This is a genomic window from Ekhidna sp. (assembly GCF_963691765.1).
GTDB lineage: Bacteria > Bacteroidota > Bacteroidia > Cytophagales > Cyclobacteriaceae > Ekhidna.
The window spans coordinates 3,180,274-3,200,282 of the sequence record NZ_OY829375.1; the positions used below are offsets into that span (position 1 = coordinate 3,180,274).

Here is a 20,009-nt window from a genome sequence, read left to right on the forward strand (position 1 = left end):
AACAACCGAAGTATACGGAATAATTCCGTTTAAAGGTTAATAACCGTTTAAAATTCGGATTAAAAACAAAAAAGCCCAAGTCAATCGACTCGGGCTTTGAAATTTTAAGAGCAGCTATGCTGTCACCTCACCAGCTGCTTGGTTGAAGGCTTGAACTTCGTCAGGTCTATGCCTTGTACTGCTGCTTCGTACTCGTCCATCTTAGGTGTTCTTCCAAGGATCGTGGAAAGAACCACAACCGGAGTGGAAGAAAGCAGTGATTCTCCCTTCTTGTCTTCTCCGTCTTTCACCACTCTTCCTTTGAATAATCGGGTAGAAGTAGCCATTACCGTATCGCCTGGCTCAGCTTTCTCCTGGTTACCCATACACAGGTTACATCCTGGTCGCTCCAGGTAAAGGATGTTCTCGTACTTCGTACGTGCATCGTTCTTCGGTGCGTCATCGTCAAACTCAAAGCCTGAGTACTTCTGCAATACTTCCCAATCTCCTTCTTCCTTCAGCTCGTCCACAATGTTGTATGTAGGAGGGGCCACTACCAACGGCGCCTGGAATTCTACTTTGCCTTGCTGCTGCTCAATGTTCTTCAGCATCTGCGCGAGAATTTTCATGTCGCCTTTGTGCACCATGCAAGATCCTACGAAGCCAAGGTCTACTTTCTTCTCGCCACCGTAGTAGGATAGCGGTCGTATCGTGTCGTGCGTATATCGCTTGGAAACGTCGATGTTGTTTACATCCGGATCAGCAATCATTGGCTCACCTACGATGTCCAAATCAACTACAACCTCAGCGTAGTATTTTGCATCTGCATCCGGCTGGATCGCTGGCTTTTCACCAGACTTGATTTCTTTAATTCGCTTGTCCGCAATATCGATCAATCCTTGAAGCACTTGCTGCTCATTATCCATCCCCTTCTCGATCATGATCTGGATTCTGCCTTTGGCAATCTCCAATGACTCAATCAACGTCTCGTCTTCAGAGATACAGATCGAAGCTTTCGCCTTCATCTCTGCGGTCCAGTCGGTGAAAGTGAATGCCTGGTCAGAGGTAAGCGTACCGATGTGTACTTCAATCACTCTTCCCTGGAATACATTCTCACCGTCATATTGTGAAAGCATCTGTGCCTGAGTAGCGTGTACCACATCACGGAAGTCCATGTATGGCTTCATCTCACCCTTGAAGGTTACCTTCACAGATTCAGGAATCGGCATGGAAGCTTCTCCAGTTGCCAATGCCAGTGCCACAGTTCCAGAGTCAGCTCCAAACGCAACGCCCTTCGACATTCTCGTATGAGAGTCTCCTCCGATGATCACCGCCCAGTCATCAACAGTGATGTCATTCAATACTTTGTGGATCACGTCGGTCATTGCGTGATATACACCTTTAGGATCACGTCCGGTAATTAAACCAAAGTCGTTCATGAACTTCATCAACTTTGGAATATTCACTTGCGCTTTCTTATCCCAAACTGAAGCTGTGTGACAACCCGATTGGTATGCACCATCTACGATAGGAGAGATGGTTGTTGCAGCCATCGCCTCAAGTTCCTGAGAAGTCATCAGTCCAGTGGTATCCTGCGAACCAACAATGTTTACTTCTACACGCACATCAGAGCCAGCATGAAGCGTAGCGCCCGGCGTAGTTCCAACAGCGTTCTTGTTGAAGATCTTTTCTACAGCGGTAAGGCCTTGACCTTCTTTCGTAATTTCTTTCGAAGGTGCGTATACGACCGGTGCTTCGATGCCCAATACCTTAGCTGCGAATGTTTGAAGCTTCTTGCCGAATACTACCGCATACGATCCGCCTGCTTTGATAAACTCTACCTTCTGTGGAGTCAATGAGCTTGAAATGTCAATCAGCTCTTGATCGCCATTATATAATTTCTTTGTTTTCGTGTTGATGGTCAAAACCGTACCAGTAGCTACTGAATATGCTTCTTCCAATACTGCCTCTCCATCTGCGTCAACCACGTTGTTCCCGTCGGCATCCTTCTTCTTCACCCAGTTTTTAAGGTCGATTCCAATACCTCCAGTCACACCAACTGTTGTCAAGAAGATTGGAGAAATGCCATTCGTGCCTGCGATGATGGGTGCAATGTTGATGAATGGAACGTAAGGGCTGGCCTGAATACCGGTCCAAAGTGCTACGTTATTCACCCCTGACATTCTCGAAGATCCCACACCCATGGTACCTTTTTCAGCAATCAGCATCACACGCTTGTCTGGATGCTGCTCTTTCAATGCCTTGAGGTCACTCTGCATTTGCTTGTCATGCTCGAAGATGCTTTGCCCGTGAAGCTCTCTGTCTGATCGTGAGTGAGCATCTGCTCCTGGAGAAAGTAAATCCGTTGAGATGTCGCCTTCGCCTGCGATGAACGTCACTATCTCAATTTCTTCGTCTACTTCTGGAAGCTTGGTGAAAAACTCTGCTTGTGCATAGCTTTCAATAATTTCTTTTGCGATCGCATTGCCGCTTTTGTAAGCTGCCTCTAAGCGATCTGTGTCTGCATCGTAAAGGAATACCTGTGTCTTTAGAACTTTCGCTGCATGCTCCGCGATTGCAGCATCATCACCTAAGGCTAAATCTAATAGCACCTCGATAGAAGGGCCGCCCTTCATGTGAGAGAGTAATTCAAACGCAAATGCTGTTGAGATTTCTTCTACAACAGACGTTCCAAGAATGATCTCCTTTAAAAACTTTGACTTAGCGCCAGCAGCACTGGTAGTTCCTGGCAGTGTGTTGTAAATAAAGAATTTGAGCGAATCTTCACGATCTGAATGATTGGTGTCTTTGATTTGATCAATAATCTCATTCAATAAATCAGCATCTTCAATTGGTTTTGGGTGAAGACCTTGACCTTTTCGTTCTTCGATTTCTTCTGTATATCCTTTATACAAGCTCATATTTTAAATTCTTTAAAATGTTCAACACGGGTGAGAAATAGCCTTTCTCTTCCTTTTTCAAGGGGCGACAAAGATAATTGATTCTTTGACTGATTAATCTGCTAAATCCATTGAGTTAACGATTAGTTCAATCCCGCCAAAAACTCCATCGTATCTACATCATCGGCATAGTCCCAAAGCTCTGGTCGTTGGGCTTTCCCGAACGGAATAAAGTCTTTGCCTACAATGCATTGGATTTTGTCTTTTTTGGAATCGAGAATGGTTTGAAGATTCTCGATTGAATCGTATTCTTGGTGATAAAGAACGCTTGTTGGCGACACCAGGTCATCCGTGGAGTTGACAAGCAAGAATCCTGTATCTAAATGTGGGGTTTTGTTTACCAAATAAATGGATTTGTAATAGTCGTAGTTGTTTCGGTATTTGTTGTGATTCACTACCTCGCCGTAAGTTTCGAAATGAGGGAAAGCATCTCTTAGGTCATACCCTTTCGGAGTAAACACTTTAGAAACGTTCCTGCATCCGAGTCCATAGTAGGAGAAGATGTCTTCACCTAGCGCTTCCAATTCTTTCGGACTTTCTTTTCCATTGAGTATCGCAACAGAGGTTCGGTTCTTTCGAATGATCGAAGGGATGTCTTTGAAATAGTACTCAAAGTACCTGGCTGTATTGTCACTGCCTGTGGCGATGACCGCATCAATCTCGGTGAGTTTATTTCGCAGTTCAATGTTCTTTTTGAACCTCGGCTCAATCTCAATGATCCAATCCACCATGATTTTGGTAAGAAATTGATCATCGCTGCTTGGTTTCACCGCTGCAAAATGTCCAGATATCAGCACAGACAGGAGATCATGGAAGCCAACAAGTGGAATATTTCCAGCCATGATCACTCCAACTACTTTAGGGCTTACATTTTCGAAATTGTATCTTTCGACCCATTCCTTCAGCTTGCCTGCTTGCAGCATAAAACTGATACCTTCGAGCGCATTCCGCACATTTTCTTCAGAAAACCAGCCATTGGCAGCCCTTGCCGGACCAGCCATTTGAAGCAATTCATCGCTTGATAATTGTGAGATTTTCTCTCCGAGCTTAGTGAAAGCAGCAATTTTATCTTGAATGTTCATAAAAAATTGAAATTGTTCGCCTTTCCAGGTTGGGCTGCAAACTTATTGCGATTAATTTTGTTCATTCATTTGTAACACGAAAAAAAGCGTTTTTTCTATGGCAATTATTATCACCGACGAATGTATCAATTGTGGAGCATGCGAACCCGAATGCCCAAATACAGCTATTTATGAAGGCGGCGTAGAATGGAGATGGGCTGATGGTACAGATTTGAAGGATATCGAAATGGAAGATGGTTCCAAAGTAGATGCTAAAGAAATCCAGGAGCCTGTTTCAGATGAATTCTATTACATCGTTCCAGGTAAGTGTACGGAGTGTACTGGTTTCCACGAGGAGCCGCAGTGTGCTGCAGTATGCCCGGTAGATTGCTGTGTTCCAGATCCAGATTACGTAGAGACAGAAGAAGAACTTACTGCTAAGAAAGAGTGGTTGCACCTATAAGGCTACCTCATTTTCTTTCTTTTGATCAAATAAGCTCCCAATACCTTATCAAATGAATCATTGGTGTTGACAGGTACGAAGTCTACCTTCATCATTCCGCATTTGATTTTAAGGTCCTGGTAGAATTTTGCCATCTCTTTTCTGTAGACATCTTTCACCTCGTGAGGATTAAGCTTTACTGTTTCCTTGGTTTCAAGATCAATGAACTTGTATGGCCTATCCTCAAATTCGAAATGCAGCTCACTTGAATAGTCCGACACGTGAAATAGGATCACCTCATGTTTTTTGTGCTTCAGGTGTTGCAATGCGTTAAGCAATTCTTCTTCATTGCTGTTTTGAAACATATCAGAGAAGATTACTACGAGTGATCGTTTGTGGATCTTATCTGCGATTTCATGCAATACAGAACTAATATCAGTTTGAGATTCAGGTGTCGTTTTTTCCAGCTCGGAAAGCTTAGATAAGATCGTGTTTAAGTGAGCTTTGGTACTTCTTAAGTCTGTCTCTTCTTCGATCTTGTCGGAAAATACCGATAGACCTACAACATCTCTTTGCTTACTCAACAGGTAGGATAGCGCAGATGCAGCAAATACGGAGAATTTCAATTTGTCTTTGCCCGGAGCCGGATAGTGCATGGATGCAGAGTTATCCACCAAGATTCGGCATCGGAGGTTGGTTTCCTCTTCATATTGCTTGGTATAAAGTCTGTCCGTACGAGAGAAAACTTTCCAGTCAATGTGGCGGGTACTTTCACCCTGGTTGTAAAGTTTATGTTCTGCAAATTCCACAGAAAAGCCATGATATGGCGATTTGTGGAGGCCTGTAATAAACCCATCAACTAACTGTTTGGCTATTAAGCCCAGGTTATCGTATTGATTTATTTCTGAAATGTTTGTTGTCATATTCGAGTTTCAAACGCTAATAGTAGCGTGATTTTGCAGATAAAAAAGATAATGCCGTATATTTAGCCCGATTTTAGTAAAAACTAACACCTAACACAAATTTTAAACAAGTGGAAGATAATAACGAAAAAGGAAGAGACGAGATCTATTCAGAGAGAGTAAAGGCGGGAAAGCGTACGTACTTTTTTGATGTGAAAGCGACACGGTCGAATGATTATTACCTAACGATTACGGAGAGTAAAAGGAAACCTAAGGATGATGGTTTTTTCTATGAGAAGCACAAAATTTTCTTGTACAAAGAAGATTTCAACAAGTTTGTAGATGCACTAAATTCCACAGTGAATCACGTAAAGGACGAATTAATGCCTGAAGTTGACTTCACTCAATTTGACAGAGATCATGAAGATGCACAGCCTGTTGCCAATGCAGAGGTGTCTGATGCAGACTCCGAGTTAAAGTGGGATTGATATAAAGAAACTTTTAAGTAAGTATGAAGAGAGAGGCTCTCAGGAAAATTTCCTGAGGGCTTTTTTATTTTATAAAGTAGCTTTGCGCCGCAAAAGCCATTGGGCTTAAAAACTTTAGATAATATTTTCTTCCTATGGGATTACAATGTGGAATCGTCGGACTACCGAATGTTGGCAAATCAACACTTTTTAATGCACTCTCGAATGCGAAAGCTGAAGCTGCAAACTTTCCTTTTTGCACCATCGAGCCGAATGTTGGGGTGATTACCGTGCCTGATGAAAGGCTTCAAATCCTTTCTGATTTGGTAAATCCTAAAAAGGTTCTTCCTACAGTAATGGAATTTGTGGATATCGCCGGTTTGGTGAAAGGAGCTAGCAAGGGAGAAGGTCTTGGAAATCAGTTTTTGGCTAACATCAGGGAAGTGGACGCCATCATCCACGTGATCAGATGTTTTGACAATGACAACATTGTACACGTTTCTGGAAAAGTTGATCCAATAGAAGATAAAGAAGTGATCGACACTGAATTACAGCTTAAGGATTTGGAATCTATAGATAAGCGAATTCAGCGTGTGGAGAAAATCGCCAAGTCTGGCGATAAAGATGCTAAAGCGGAGTACGAAGTACTTGTTCAGTTTAAATCACATCTCGAAAGCGGACAGAATGCGCGTTCGCTAGAAATGGAAAAAGAGCCTCGAGCTTGGGTAAAAGGACTTCAGTTGCTAACCGATAAGCCGATTATTTACGTTGCCAACGTTGATGAAGAATCAATAAACTCAGGCAATGAGTGGAGCAATAAATTGGCTGAAAATATCAAAAATGAAGACGCTCAACTGATTTTAGTATCTGCTGGATTGGAAGAGCAGATCGCTGAATTTGAAGATCCTGAGGAAAAGCAAATGTTCTTAGAAGAATATGGCTTAAAAGAATCGGGACTAAACAGACTTATCAAAGCTTCTTATTCACTACTGGACTTAATCACCTATTTCACTGCTGGCGAAACGGAAGTGAGAGCATGGACGATTAAGAAAGGATGGAAGGCTCCGCAAGCTGCAGGTGTGATTCATACCGATTTTGAAAAAGGATTCATCAAGGCAGAAGTAATCAAAATACCAGATTACCAAGAATACAAGTCTGAGGCTGGTTGTAGAGAAGCTGGTAAGCTCGCGATTGAAGGAAAAGAATACGTCGTATCAGATGGCGATGTAATGCATTTTAGATTCAACGTCTAAGGCTCAAGAGATCTAAACCTTTTATAGCCAACAAGCTCATCATAGACATTTCCTGGTTTTCTATAATAAACCAGGATTTCATATTGATTTTCGGCTTGAAAATGACTTCCCTCGAAGTAATATGGAGGAAGTGTATTGCTCTTCACGTAATACTGATACTCATAATAGCCCTGCTTTAATAGCAAGTTTGTTTCGTATCTGCTAACGCCATTGTCGCTGGTGTGCCTCATTCTGTTTTTATCCTCAAGTTCCCAGTTGTTAAATTGTCCCCACACATAGACTTCACCATTGATAGGTGGTGATTTGATGCTGAATCTCACATTGGCATAATCAGCGTTTAGGATGTCTTCACCCGGATCATTGTTTTGAATTAGAAAATTCCCATTGATATCCTGAAAATTGAGTGTATAGGTGAGTGGGCCCCTGGATCCAGACATTAGGAGCGGTGCAGTAATTTTTGTTCCAGAATTAGAAATTCGTCCAACATTCCTTCCGGATACACTAAACGTCCTCAAGTCTGCGAACCTGAACTCGTTCCAGCCGGGGAAATTGGTTGTCAAATCTAGATGTATGAATTCTGATACTCCTTCGTTGGCTTTTATCAACGTTGGAGGGACATTTCTTATCGCTGTATTCCAATTGTGGTTTTGCAGGATGGTCGTGCTGATATCCTTGGTAGGAGCATTTACCATTAAGTTTCCGTAATTGATGCTATACTCAAGCTGCTGGTTTTCATTTCTTTTATCGATGGTTGTACTAACCCTTACCGTGTGCCCGATGGTCACTTGGCTATCTATCACAAGGAATCTACGAGTAAGAATTACATCATCTGGATTCGCTCTTCTGAAAACAACAAGAAGGTAATTGCCAGAAAGACTTGGAGTCGGTACCGTGAGTCGGTAATTGATATATGGTTGAACAGTATTTTGACTGTAGTCAAATTCGGTAATGCGATAATTGTTTATTTGGCCAAGAAATTCCATGTCTCGGAGGACGGATTTATTCCAGTCTTTATTGCAATGAATGATTCTAGCACTCAAATTTTCAAACTGATCTGTCAATAGGTCGAAAGAAAGAAGCAGCCTGTCGGAAGTATTTAGTCCGACGATAGGGTTTTCTAATTCTTTCAGTTGTTGTCCTTCTAGTGGAAGTAATTGCGTAGTCCCTACGATATCTTCATAATCATAGTTGTCGTAAATAATTTTTTTACTGACAGTAGATTGTTGGGGGACAAGGGGTTCACAGTTTACTAACAACAGAGCTATTGCTATTATCGCAAGGTTCTTCATAACTTTAAAGGTAGAAATGCCCAAATTATACATTACAACTATAATTATAAGGTTTGGGTCTATTAAATACCAACGTCAATGTCGGTAACTGAAGAGAAATTGATTAAAGGCTGCCAAAAGGGCAAGAAAGAGTATCAGCAGGCACTCTATGATAAATACTGTGATGGTATGTATCTAGTGGCTTTGCGGTATTCTAAAATGCAACAGGAGGCAGAGGATATTATTCAAGAAGCTTTTATCAAGGTCTTCAAGAATATCAAAAACTTCAGAAAAGACTCTTCATTGGCGTATTGGATAAAGCGGATAGTTGTCAACACTGCCCTTAATCATCAGCGTAGCAAGCTTTATTTATATCCAATGGTGGATGTTAATGACTTGGATGGCTGGAGTGAAAAGGAATCAGTCATATCTGAGCTAAGTTATGAGGAGCTTTTAGGTTTAATTCAAGAGCTTCCAACCGGGTGTCAGGTTATTTTCAACTTATTTGCAATTGAAGGTTATAAGCATCATGAGATAGCTAAGAAGCTGCAGATTAGTGAAGGAACTTCAAAATCTCAGTATTCGAGGGCTAAAACATTATTGGCTGAAAAGGTCATGCAGAGAGATAAGATACGATATGGGTCCGGGGAGGTTTGAAGATAGTATCCGGAAGAAGTTTGAAGGACAAACGAAAGAGGCACCTAGTGGCATTTGGACGAATATTGAAAATGAGTTAAATGCTGACCTGGTAGCTGTTTATGCATCTCAAAATTTGATGTATAAATGGGTGTCTGTTGCTGCAGTGGTAATTGCCGTATTGCTGCTTGGAGTAATTTATTCACCTTCATTTGTTCATGAAACGCAAGAGGAATCCACCTCTTACAATGCGTTGTTGTCCAATGACATAAACTACAATAACTACTACTCCTCGTATGTCACAGGGTATCAACCCTTGGATTTGACCTTTGAAAAAGTTGATGTGCAATCCGCTCCACAAGAGACATATGTGATGGTTGAACCAGAAGAACAACCGATTTATGAAATCAAAGGAATAGAAAGACGTAGACCTCAGATCTATGCTGCTAATTCAACAAATGATATTTACAGGTATCACCAAGCAGTTTCAAGCGGTGCTTCAAGAAGAGTTCGTGATGATGCTGCTACAAAAGTATGGGCAGGAGTAGAAGCAGGCGCAGGAACTTTCAATTCGAATTTTGGAGAGTCTGGAGCTGTAGCAAGCTCTCTGAACCCAACAGCCTTAGCATCTGCAATGGGTTCTGGCAATTTTGTTAATCCAACCACAAGCATATCTGAAAGTATGAATCAGGGAGTTGCAACAACGATTGGATTTGATTTTGGAATTCAAATAGGAGAGAAGTGGACATTGGAAAGTGGTCTGGCTTACACCAACATGGACAACAATGGTACAGCTTCAATTAGCGTACTAGATGTTTACACCATAGATAATGTAGATTTTGTTGATAGCTCCACAGGGCTAACAAGTGGAGAATCTGTCCCATCAGGTTCGAGACAAGCTAATATTGAAGTACGTGAAAATTTTGATCATGAAGTGGAGGTTAATAACAATGTGCAAATAGCTTCGATCCCGATCAAAGCCGGATATTTTGTAGTGAACAAGAAATTCAGTCTTCGCTTGAATGCTGGTCTTTCTGCGAACTACTTAGTAGATGGAAGCTTCTCCGATCCTACGAAAGAAATCCTCAACAGCAATAACCTTGGCCTCTACAATGATTGGTCGTTTGATGGTATTGGTGGGCTAGAATTTGGGTATTCAATCTTTGATAAATTCAATTTTACTTTGGAGCCTCACTTCAGACACTCCATTACTCCAATAAGCGATGGAGTTGCTGCTCCATCTAGATTCGTTCTCCAAACAGGATTGCGATATACGCTTAAATAGCCATCTATCCTAAAAAAGTACTATTTCGCATAAAAGATGTAACCATACGTCAAAATAGGAGTATTCATTCATACAACTTCGGCAAATTTGCCGCCTGTCAACTAACTCAACTCCATGCAACTAAAAGGAATAATTGGTGCCTTTCTAGTATGTGCTGCTTTTTTGGTCAATGGTCAAGATCAGGAATTCCCAGTCAAATCCTATACAACAGAGCGTATAAAGAGTGAAATTCAGATTGATGGTAAACTCGATGATGAAGCTTGGAATCAGGTGGAATGGGGTGGAGACTTTATTGGCCATAGGCCAGATTTTAATGTTGAGCCATTCCAGCAAACACAGTTTAAGATTCTCTATGATGCCAAATTCCTATATGTAGGTGTTAGGGCATTTGACGATGAGCCAGAAAAAATTGTTAAGCGTATGTCTCGAAGAGACGGGTTTGATGGAGATTTTGTAGAAATCAATATCGATAGCTACGGAGACAAGAGAACTGCATTTTCTTTCACAGCATCAGTTTCTGGTGTCAAGGGTGATGAATATATTTCAAACAATGGAGACAATTGGGATCGTACCTGGGATCCTATTTGGTACCTGAGAACAAGTATAGATGATCAAGGGTGGATTGCTGAATTTAAGATTCCACTTTCTCAACTAAGATTTGCCAATAAAGAGAATCATACATGGGGAATTCAGCTGACGAGAAGAATTTTTAGAACAGAGGAAAGATCTACGTGGCAGCCGATAGATCCGCTATCTCCAGGATGGGTGCATTTATTTGGAGAGCTTAATGGATTGAAAGGAATCAAGCCGCAGAAACAACTTGAAATTCAGCCTTATGTCTTAGCTTCTACAGAAAGCTATCCAAAAGAAGAAGACAATCCTTTTAGAGATTCCGGAAGAGAGAACAGTGCCAATTTAGGATTGGATGCGAAAATTGGTATCACCTCTGATATCACACTTGACTTAACTGTGAATCCAGATTTTGGTCAAGTAGACGCTGATCCCTCGGCAGTAAATCTGTCTGCATTTCAGCTATTCTTTCAAGAACGTCGACCTTTCTTTTTAGAAGGGAATAGCCTTTTGACTTTCGGTACAAGTGGTGGGCCTAACAATTTGTTTTATTCAAGAAGAATAGGCGGTCGGCCAGTAGGAAGGTTGCCAGGAGATGTTCAATACGCTGATTTTCCTAATCAGACGCAGATACTCGGTGCTGCTAAGCTCACAGGTAAAAATGCAAAGGGATTTTCATGGGGCCTTTTGGAGTCCTTTACCAATAAGGAAGTTATTGACGTAGTAGATACTGCTGGCGTCAGAAGGACAGAGCAGGTCGAACCCTACACAAATTATTTGGTAGGGCGAGTGCAGCAAGATTTTGATGGAGGTAAGACCGTAATTGGCGCTATGGTCACCAATATGAACCGGATTAACAATGAAGGATTCAATTTGGAATTAGCTCATAACAATGCACAAAGTGCTGGAATCGATATCAACCACAATTTCCGAGATAGAAAGTATGGAATGGAAATGAGGTTTGCTATGAGTAGAGTAGAAGGCTCTCAAGGAGCTTTGTATAGAACACAAACTTCTTCGGTTCGGTTTTTCCAGCGTCCGGACAATGGCCACGCCGAAGTTGATTCAACACGTACTCAGCTTTTGGGTTCGGCAGCAAGCATTTCATTTGGAAAACGAAGTGGAAACTGGAGATGGACGGCTGGATCAAACTACCGATCGCCAGAATTGGCACTAAATGACATTGGGTTTTTGCGTGTCACAGATAATATCAATAATTGGTTTTGGAGTTCATATAGAGTCAATAAAGTGACGGATTTATTCAGAACGCAGAGGTACAATATGTACATGGAGCAGAATATGGACTTTGGTGGAGTTACCACTGGCAAAGGAATAAACATGAACATGAATTGGGAATTCACTAACTATTGGGGCTTTAACCAGGGAGTCTGGATTGGTGGTGACCGAGTTTCCAATGCTGATTTGAGAGGAGGTCCGTCTATTAGGTATCCGGGAAATATCAACTATTGGTATTGGATTGGAACAAATAGCCGAAAAAATGTACGAGTATCGTTCAACAACTGGTACAACTGGGGTAGAAACAACTTTCGAAAAAGCTCAGGGATAAATCTTGGAATCAATATTCGACCAATTGACGCCATGCAAATCAATATCTCGCCTAGTATTAACTGGAATAGAGATGACCTTCAGTACATCACGCAAACAGAGTATGGAGGAGAAGATCGATACATTTTGGGTAGGGTAGAGCAAGAGACCTACAGTATGTCTGTACGAATGAATTATAACATCACTCCGAATTTGACACTCGAATTTTGGGGGCAGCCATTTATTGCAAGTGGAAAGTATAGCCAGTTTAAGCGGGTTCATCTGCCAAGCTCTGAAACTTACAATCAGCGATTTAGAATATTCTCAGAAGAAGAATACCGATTCAATGAAGAAGATGGTGTGTATGAAATATTTGAATCTGGGACAGCAGACCCTGATTATACTTTCAATAACCCTGATTTTAATATCGTCCAGTTTAGATCCAACTTTGTGATGAGGTGGGAATACATTCCTGGATCGACATTATTCCTTGTATGGGCAAATAATGGGTCTTACTTCAGTAGGGAAAGAGAAAATGATTTCAGTGACCTGTCATCACGTTTGACAGGGCTTGAGAGTACTAATACTTTCCTCATTAAATACACCTACCGATTTATATTGTAAGCAATCTTCCTGCTAAATTTGGACAAAATTCAAAGTTTGAAATATGTCTAAAATAGTAATTATTGGAGCTGGTGGCGTTGGTCGTGTTACTGCCTTCAAATGCGCTCAAAATTCAGATGTTTTCTCTGAGATAGTTCTTGCGTCGAGAACGCAATCAAAATGTGATGATATAGCTAAAGATGTAAAAGATCAGCTAGGTGTTAGTATTGAAACCGATCAAGTGGATGCTGATTACGTAGATCAAGTGGTAGCCTTATTCAAAAAGCACAATCCTAAGCTGGTAATAAATGTGGCGCTTCCTTATCAAGATCTAACCATAATGGATGCATGTCTTGAAGCAGGAGTTAATTATTTAGATACAGCTAATTACGAGCCACCTGAGGAGGCCAAGTTTGAATATAAATGGCAATGGGCATATCAAGATCGTTTTAAAGAAGCCGGTCTAACAGCAGTTTTAGGATGTGGCTTTGATCCTGGAGTGACTGGTGTCTTTACCTCCCGAGCTGCCAAACATTTCTTTGATGAAATACACTATTTAGATATCGTGGATTGTAATGCTGGAGATCATGGAAAGGCATTTGCGACAAACTTCAATCCCGAAATTAATATTAGAGAGATCACCCAGAATGGTAAGTACTGGGAAGATGGAAAATGGGTAGAAACTAAGCCCTTTGAGTTTAGAAAAGACCTTGAATATCCTAACATTGGTGCCAGACCGTCTTACCTTCTTTATCATGAAGAACTAGAGTCTTTGACAAAAAACTATCCTTCTATCAAAAGAGCAAGATTTTGGATGACTTTTGGAGAAGAGTATTTAACCCATCTACGGGTAATTGAAAATATTGGAATGGCTTCCATTGAACCAGTAAATTATGAAGGTAAAGAGATTGTTCCTTTACAGTTTTTAAAAGCGGTGCTTCCTAATCCGGGAGATCTTGGTGAAAATTATGAGGGCGAAACATCTATTGGCTGCCGCATCAGTGGAGTAAAGGACGGCGAAACTAAAACTTATTATATCTGGAATAATTGCAGTCATCAGGCAGCTTATGATGAAACTGGCGCGCAAGGGGTTTCTTATACTACAGGAGTACCAGCTATGACGGGTGCATATATGATGCTAACAGGTAAGTGGACAGGTGCTGGCGTTTATAATGTTGAAGAGTTTGATTCAGATCCATTTTTGGAAAAATTAGCTTCTTCCGGATTGCCATGGCATGAAGAACATAACATAGACCTTGGAATGGATTAATTATGGTAGATATAGAAAAAGTACCGGAATTTTATAGAGGATATATTCAAGCTGCTGGAAGCGGCGAATTAGTACCTCTTCTGTTAAAATCAGGTGATGATTTCATCTCATTTTGCAGAAAATTGAATGAACAACAAGGATTGTATAAATACGCACCTGATAAATGGAGTATCAAGGATATTATCCTACATGTAATTGATGCAGAGCGAGTATTTGCATACAGAGCCATGCGTTTTGCCAGAAATGATACCACTGAGTTATCTGGCTTTGATCAAAATGCGTACGTTCCTGAAGCAAATGCTGACAGTAGAACCATTCATAATCTACTCTCAGAATTTACCAATGTCCGAGCAGCGACGGTAGACATGTTTTCTTCATTTAGCGAAGAAATACGTCAGCGCTCAGGTATGGCAAGTGGTGTTGAAATGTCTGTTGATGCATTGGGATACATTATCTCCGGACACTTGATTCACCACATGAATATTATCCAAGAACGCTATTCCAAGTGAAAATCCCATCTCCTTGTTTCGTCCTTGATGAGAAAAGGCTGGAGAGGAATCTCAAGCTTATCGATCATGTACAAAAAAGTGCTGGAATCGAGATCATTCTTGCTTTCAAAGGATTCGCAATGTGGAGTGCATTTCCAATCGTCAGGCAATATATGAGTGGAGCAACGGCTAGCTCTTTGAATGAGGTTCTTCTATGCAATGAAGAAATGGGAGTTAAATCACATACATATTGTGTTGCTTACGCTGATGATGAATTTGATGATGTAGTCGCACATTCATCGCACATTACTTTCAATTCGCTTAGTCAGTATCATAAATTTATAGATAGAGTCCCTGACAATGTGAGTGTTGGCCTGCGAGTAAATCCAGAATGGTCTGACGTAGAAACTGAGCTATACAACCCATCTAGCCCTGTCTCGAGATTAGGTATTTCCAGTAATGATTTGGTAGTATTACCGGAAAGAGTGGAGGGGCTTCATTTCCATGTTTTATGTGAATCTGACTCCTATGCATTAGAACAAGTAATTCAATCGTTCGAGAGTCGATTCGGCCACCATTTGTCAAACATAAAATGGGTGAACATGGGTGGGGGACATCTGATGACCCGCGAAGGATATGATACCAAGCATCTAATTGCGTTGATTGCTGGATTTAAAGAACGTCACAGTGTCGATGTGATCTTGGAACCCGGAAGTGCCTTTGCATGGGAAACGGGAGACCTTCATACTACGATATTGGATATTGTAGATAATGGAGGTGTTAAGACGGCTATTTTTGATGGATCATTCACCTGTCACATGCCTGATTGCCTGGAGATGCCGTATCGACCAAAATTGGGAGTAGGTTCGAGTGAAGAAGTTTCGGGATGGCATTCATATCGATTAGGCGGCGTTAGCTGTCTAGCTGGAGATTTCTTGGAAAGCTATTGGTTTGAAAATCCATTGAAGATTGGAGACTCCATCATTTTTAAAGATATGATTCATTACACCATGGTCAAGACTAGCACTTTTAATGGAGTGAAACATCCTGCTATTGGGATTTTGATGAGCAATGGTGAATTTGAGTTGATTAAAGAATTTGGCTACAAAGATTTTAAGAATCGCCTCTCCTAATTTCCTGCTTTGACTTTAGGTTCTAGGTTCCCTCGCATAAATTGGTTGTATTCTTCGCACGTTAGGTAACCCTCTCCCAAAGAGTAGGGGCATGTTTTATATACTTCATCGAAGATTCCTTGCTGAACCACAACTCCTGAACCATGACAGACAGGACATAGCATCTTTTCTAATCCACCACAGTCATATTCCGCAGATTCGATGTCTTTGCTAAACTGTTCCGTTCTAGCTCGTTGGATTCTTAAATACTCATCTTCTGCAAACTGTAAGAACTGAATTGCTGGCTCATAGTACTTTCCTTTAGTTCCCTTAAGCTGTATGTATTTATTCAGCCAGTTAATACTCTGTTTGTATTTACCAACATGATAGCTATTCCTTCCAAAGAAATAGGCAACATCAGAAGGTAGCTTTTCCATGTTTTGGAGCACGTACTGAAAAAGTACTTGTGCACTATCATACTTGCCGAGCGCCATTAATTCGGCACCAGTTTCAATTTTTTTAATCAATTCATTTTCACGAACAATTTGTCCTTGACTTAAAAAAGCTGAAATGAAAAGAATAATAAAAAGTAATTTTTTCAAATTCACTAAGGTGTTAAAGCCTACATAACGACCGGAAATTTAAAATGGTTTGACGGTCTTGTTACTTCTTGTAGCAAAAGATTAACCAATTTTATGATTGAAAGGAATCTTTTAGCAGTTTTGGCAATAAATTGATGAGATATCGTTTTGAGGAGTAGGGAAATATATGCTATGAAAAAGATCTATTTAATCGTTTTTACAATTTTTCTATCTGGTTTAGCCTTTGGGCAAAACACAAGGGATACGGATACTCCGAAGCCGCCGCGCCCCCAATATCAGTCTACCAAAAAAGAAAAGAAAAGTTTGCTGACTTTCAAGAAAAAGAAGAAGGGGACAAACGCATTTACTTCTACAAAGGAGGAAGAAGTGGCTGCATTCAGGAAACGAATGAAGCAAGTAGCTAAGAAAAAACAGAAGGAAGAGAAACTTTCTAAAAAGCCCCAATATTCAAATCATTCATATTTTGGTCACAAACGTCCTCCTAAAAAACGTCCTCCAGGCAAACAAAAATTCTGTAAGGTTTGTAAACTAAAGCACTAGGCTGCTTTAGCGCGGACTATGGTTTGAGCTCTCATTCTCAAATTAAAGTGTGAAAGTATCGCTCTTCTAATAGCCTGTTTGAGAAATAGATGATTTACACCATTTTCTGATACCGCATATTTGATTAATGGACGTTGGATTTCCTTAATCATTGATAACCTTTCAATCCAAGCTGCATACATTTCTTTCCAGTCTGAATCATAGGCCTCCATATGTGATCTGCCGTCCCACATGATTTCCAGCTGATTGTCTGCATGATTGTGTCTGTAGATAGCAGCTAGAATGTCATAGTTATCTTCTAATAGTTCCTTAGACTTGGAAATTTTCTTTTTTAGCTCAATGATAAAATCATCTTCAAGCCCCATTGGGTTGTGCTGACGATTGTAAGAGATAAGTACTTGTTGAAGCCAGTTATCTAATAGTATTTCTTTTGAAAATGCTTGGACAGATTTGAGTAGATAATTCTTGTCCTGTGGGAAGTATTTTTCTTCGATTAGCACAATGCAAAGATATTGAATTGCATTGATTTCACCTTTAATAATTATGTTAGAAGTAGTAGGTGTAAACAAAAAAAAGGGTAGCTAAAGCTACCCTTTTTGATTCATTTTATCTGTTTGGCTTAGTTGAATACGAAAGTCCAAGTACCTCCGATTCCACTAGTTCTACCGCTTGGCTGAGCTACATCAAATTCAAGAGTAAGTCCACCGTCAGAAATTGTTGCAGAGATAGCAGTTGTTACACCACCTTGCACTTTAGTAATTTGGTTACCTGCATTGTTGATCGTCCAGGTACCATTTGCCCATACATCACTGAATCCGTCAGGCACATTACTTACTGTATAAGATCCACCGTTTACATCTCCTGTAAAAGAAATTCCGAATGAATCCCAATCTCCATCTGGAGTACCGCCATCTGTCTGAACAGTAGCTGGGTTAGAAAAGCCACCGGATACTGTAAGATTTTCTACTGTAATCTCTAGTTCAGAAGGTCCGGGATCAGAACCACCACCGCCGCACGACATAAAAATAACTAAGGAAGCAAAAACTAAGGCAGCAAGTAAGTTTGATAATCTTTTCATAAAATTTGAATCTAAATAATTGTCCGATTAGATATAAGTTCTTTTCAAAAGTAGAACTTTTTAACTTTTATACCTACTTAACCATAAAAAGGAAGCAAAATTATTCGCCGACCTGCTTTTTTTTAAAGATTAAGGTCATTTACACAACATTTTATTTCTCTCTTATCGTTGGATGCGAGTAAAATCAAGGGAGAATTCAACTTTTTTAACTCCTTTTCCCACCAGGAAAAACCTTCATCATCCAAATTAGATGTTGGCTCGTCCATAAAAATTGCATCGTTTTCAAAAAAGAACGCTGTGATTAGTTGAGTTCGTTGTTTCATGCCAGTAGAAAAATCTCCGATCATTTTATTTAATGGGAGCGAAGCAGAGTCTGCCATTTCCTGGATACTGCACACAGGAGTTCTGAACTTTTCATGAAATGTTAAAAACTCTTGGAGTGTAAACTCTTCAATGATCTCCGAATATGGACCAACGAAAACAGATTTATGTTTACTCTCATCCATATTGATTCCATCTGCTACAATTTTACCATGACTAGGAGTGATGTATCCGGCTATTATTTGTAAGAGCGTTGATTTGCCAGCACCATTGCGTCCAGTAATCACTGTAGGTTCACCAGATTTTATCTGAAAATCTAAATGCCTGAATATCCAGGTTTTACCAAACTTCTTTCCAATATCTTCTCCCGCTATAATCATACTACTTTGAGAATAGTGCCTTTGGAGCACATAGATAATGTTTAGTTACGATCTTACTCATTGCTTTAATGTTTGGTAGATCTGATGCTTCAGCAACATCTACTACATCTCCATGCTTCCGTAAGATTTTAATTGACTGACCAGAGGCAATGTATGCGGAGTTACTCACTGATCCCGTTTTTAAAAAGTAGCTAGCTTCTTCCGCGGATATACTAAAGATCTCCGTTGCTTTTTGCGATAAGTCGTCTGTTACAATTCTTCCTATGGGATCATTAGAAAACGAAATACCAAATAGTTTTCTGTCAAGCAGCATCTCACTTAAAGACCTAAGCACTACATCTTCGTGATCCCTCCAAAACTTGATTGAGCCCCAAATGTCATTATCATCTAAAATGGAATAGACCTCCAAAATATCTGGATCTTCTCGAAATTCAGCTTCGGTAATGTTTTGTTCCAAAAAGATGTTTAGCGCTGGGGTGGCCATTATCTTTTCACCTCGCTGAGTCAGTTCCTTTGCTCTTTTGATTAACTCAATAAGCATTACTTCCGCACTTACAGCTGTTTTATGTAAATAGACTTGCCAGTACATTAACCTTCTTGCACTTAGAAAATTTTCAATGCTATAGATTCCTTTTTCCTCTACTACAAGATGTTCGCTGGCAACATTAAGCATTTTGATAATGCGTTCTGAACCTATAGAACCTTCATAAACACCTGTGAAAAAGGAGTCGCGTTTTAAATAGTCTAATCTGTCAATATCCAGTTGACTGGAAACAAGTTGATGGAAGAAGGGACGATGATATTCATCTTTGAAGATCTTGAGCGTTAAATCCAGAGCGCCATTGAATTCTTTATTGAGGCGTTCCATCATCCATATTCCTACCTGCTCGTGATGAACATGTTTGAATAGTGAAAATTCCAGCGTATGCGAGAATGGGCCATGTCCTACATCATGAAGTAAAATTGCCAACATGCTTGCTTGCCTTTCAGCATCTGAAATTTCAACACCTTTGTCTTGAAGGGCATTGAGCGCACGTCTCATGAGGTCCATAGCGCCAAGAGCATGATGGAAGCGTGTGTGTAAAGCACCAGGATATACTAAATCTGTAAGACCCAGCTGCTTTATTCTTCTTAGCCGCTGAAAATAACGATGCTCTATGATGTCAAAAATGAGATCGTTCGGTATATTGATGAATCCGTAAACCGGATCATTTAGAATTTTCTTTTTGTTCAACGGCGTTTGTGAT

The 20,009-nt window shown here is 40.4% G+C and carries 19 protein-coding genes; 10 read left to right on the forward strand and 9 right to left on the reverse strand.

The window, feature by feature from the left end; all coding sequences use genetic code 11:
- Window positions 1–122: 122 nt before the first annotated feature.
- Window positions 123–2,900 carry a bifunctional aconitate hydratase 2/2-methylisocitrate dehydratase gene (locus ACY650_RS14335; RefSeq protein ID WP_462248326.1) on the reverse strand — a complete coding sequence of 926 codons (2,778 nt, stop codon included), beginning with the start codon at window positions 2,898–2,900 and terminating at the stop codon, window positions 123–125.
- A gap of 122 nt (window positions 2,901–3,022) precedes the next feature.
- A complete protein-coding gene (locus ACY650_RS14340; protein ID WP_462248327.1) occupies window positions 3,023–4,021 on the reverse strand; it encodes an acyl-CoA reductase in 999 nt (332 codons plus the stop codon).
- Between the two features lie 97 nt (window positions 4,022–4,118).
- Here ACY650_RS14340 and ACY650_RS14345 point away from each other — a divergent pair, with 97 nt between their 5' ends.
- Window positions 4,119–4,463, forward strand: coding sequence for a 4Fe-4S binding protein (locus ACY650_RS14345; RefSeq protein ID WP_462248328.1), 345 nt, complete (start codon window positions 4,119–4,121; stop codon window positions 4,461–4,463).
- A 2-nt stretch (window positions 4,464–4,465) separates the two neighbouring features.
- Here the strand turns inward: ACY650_RS14345 and ACY650_RS14350 are convergent, their stop codons facing one another.
- Entirely contained in the window at window positions 4,466–5,365 is a 900-nt protein-coding gene (locus ACY650_RS14350) for a DUF58 domain-containing protein (protein WP_462248329.1), read from the reverse strand.
- Between the two features lie 110 nt (window positions 5,366–5,475).
- Here ACY650_RS14350 and ACY650_RS14355 point away from each other — a divergent pair, with 110 nt between their 5' ends.
- Complete coding sequence (locus ACY650_RS14355; RefSeq protein WP_462248330.1) at window positions 5,476–5,832, forward strand: DUF3276 family protein; 357 nt, start codon at window positions 5,476–5,478, stop codon at window positions 5,830–5,832.
- Between the two features lie 134 nt (window positions 5,833–5,966).
- Entirely contained in the window at window positions 5,967–7,064 is a 1,098-nt protein-coding gene (gene ychF / locus ACY650_RS14360; RefSeq protein WP_462248331.1) for a redox-regulated ATPase YchF, read from the forward strand.
- Here ychF and ACY650_RS14365 read toward each other — a convergent pair.
- A complete protein-coding gene (locus ACY650_RS14365; RefSeq protein ID WP_462248332.1) occupies window positions 7,061–8,353 on the reverse strand; it encodes a type IX secretion system plug protein in 1,293 nt (430 codons plus the stop codon). The genes ychF and ACY650_RS14365 overlap by 4 nt on opposite strands.
- 78 nt (window positions 8,354–8,431) lie before the next feature.
- Here ACY650_RS14365 and ACY650_RS14370 point away from each other — a divergent pair, with 78 nt between their 5' ends.
- The 6 genes from ACY650_RS14370 (at window position 8,432) to nspC (ending at window position 15,862) form a co-directional block, all read left to right on the forward strand.
- Window positions 8,432–8,989 carry an RNA polymerase sigma factor gene (locus ACY650_RS14370; RefSeq protein WP_462248333.1) on the forward strand — a complete coding sequence of 186 codons (558 nt, stop codon included), beginning with the start codon at window positions 8,432–8,434 and terminating at the stop codon, window positions 8,987–8,989.
- On the forward strand, window positions 8,889–10,253 hold the full coding sequence (locus ACY650_RS14375) for an outer membrane beta-barrel protein (RefSeq protein WP_462248334.1): 1,365 nt from the start codon (window positions 8,889–8,891) through the stop codon (window positions 10,251–10,253). Before ACY650_RS14370 ends, ACY650_RS14375 begins: the two co-directional genes overlap by 101 nt.
- Window positions 10,254–10,367: 114 nt before the next feature.
- Window positions 10,368–12,992: a DUF5916 domain-containing protein gene (locus tag ACY650_RS14380; protein WP_462248335.1), complete on the forward strand. Its 2,625-nt coding sequence runs from the start codon at window positions 10,368–10,370 to the stop codon at window positions 12,990–12,992.
- 43 nt (window positions 12,993–13,035) lie between these two features.
- Entirely contained in the window at window positions 13,036–14,241 is a 1,206-nt protein-coding gene (locus ACY650_RS14385; protein ID WP_462248336.1) for a saccharopine dehydrogenase family protein, read from the forward strand.
- 2 nt (window positions 14,242–14,243) lie between these two features.
- Complete coding sequence (locus ACY650_RS14390; RefSeq protein WP_462248337.1) at window positions 14,244–14,750, forward strand: DinB family protein; 507 nt, start codon at window positions 14,244–14,246, stop codon at window positions 14,748–14,750.
- Window positions 14,747–15,862, forward strand: a complete 1,116-nt coding sequence (gene nspC, locus ACY650_RS14395) for a carboxynorspermidine decarboxylase (protein WP_462248338.1) — start codon at window positions 14,747–14,749, stop codon at window positions 15,860–15,862. Before ACY650_RS14390 ends, nspC begins: the two co-directional genes overlap by 4 nt.
- Here nspC and ACY650_RS14400 read toward each other — a convergent pair.
- Window positions 15,859–16,443 (reverse strand): hypothetical protein, encoded by a 585-nt coding sequence (locus ACY650_RS14400; protein WP_462248339.1) that lies wholly within the window; start codon window positions 16,441–16,443, stop codon window positions 15,859–15,861. The two genes, nspC and ACY650_RS14400, sit on opposite strands and share 4 nt — an antisense overlap.
- A 171-nt stretch (window positions 16,444–16,614) precedes the next feature.
- On the opposite strand from ACY650_RS14400, the gene ACY650_RS14405 reads away from it, so the two are divergent.
- On the forward strand, window positions 16,615–16,983 hold the full coding sequence (locus ACY650_RS14405; RefSeq protein ID WP_462248340.1) for a hypothetical protein: 369 nt from the start codon (window positions 16,615–16,617) through the stop codon (window positions 16,981–16,983).
- Here the strand turns inward: ACY650_RS14405 and ACY650_RS14410 are convergent.
- The 4 genes from ACY650_RS14410 to ACY650_RS14425 all read right to left on the reverse strand — a co-directional run bounded on the left by ACY650_RS14410 (window position 16,980) and on the right by ACY650_RS14425 (window position 19,996).
- A complete protein-coding gene (locus ACY650_RS14410) occupies window positions 16,980–17,483 on the reverse strand; it encodes a hypothetical protein (RefSeq protein WP_462248341.1) in 504 nt (167 codons plus the stop codon). The two genes, ACY650_RS14405 and ACY650_RS14410, sit on opposite strands and share 4 nt — an antisense overlap.
- A gap of 119 nt (window positions 17,484–17,602) precedes the next feature.
- Window positions 17,603–18,061, reverse strand: coding sequence for a hypothetical protein (locus tag ACY650_RS14415; RefSeq protein ID WP_462248342.1), 459 nt, complete (start codon window positions 18,059–18,061; stop codon window positions 17,603–17,605).
- A 122-nt stretch (window positions 18,062–18,183) separates the two neighbouring features.
- Complete coding sequence (locus tag ACY650_RS14420; RefSeq protein ID WP_462248343.1) at window positions 18,184–18,762, reverse strand: ABC transporter ATP-binding protein; 579 nt, start codon at window positions 18,760–18,762, stop codon at window positions 18,184–18,186.
- Between the two features lies 1 nt (window position 18,763).
- The gene (locus ACY650_RS14425) at window positions 18,764–19,996 is read right to left on the reverse strand and encodes an HD domain-containing protein (RefSeq protein ID WP_462248344.1); all 1,233 of its coding nucleotides are present in this window, start codon (window positions 19,994–19,996) and stop codon (window positions 18,764–18,766) included.
- Window positions 19,997–20,009 lie beyond the last annotated feature (13 nt).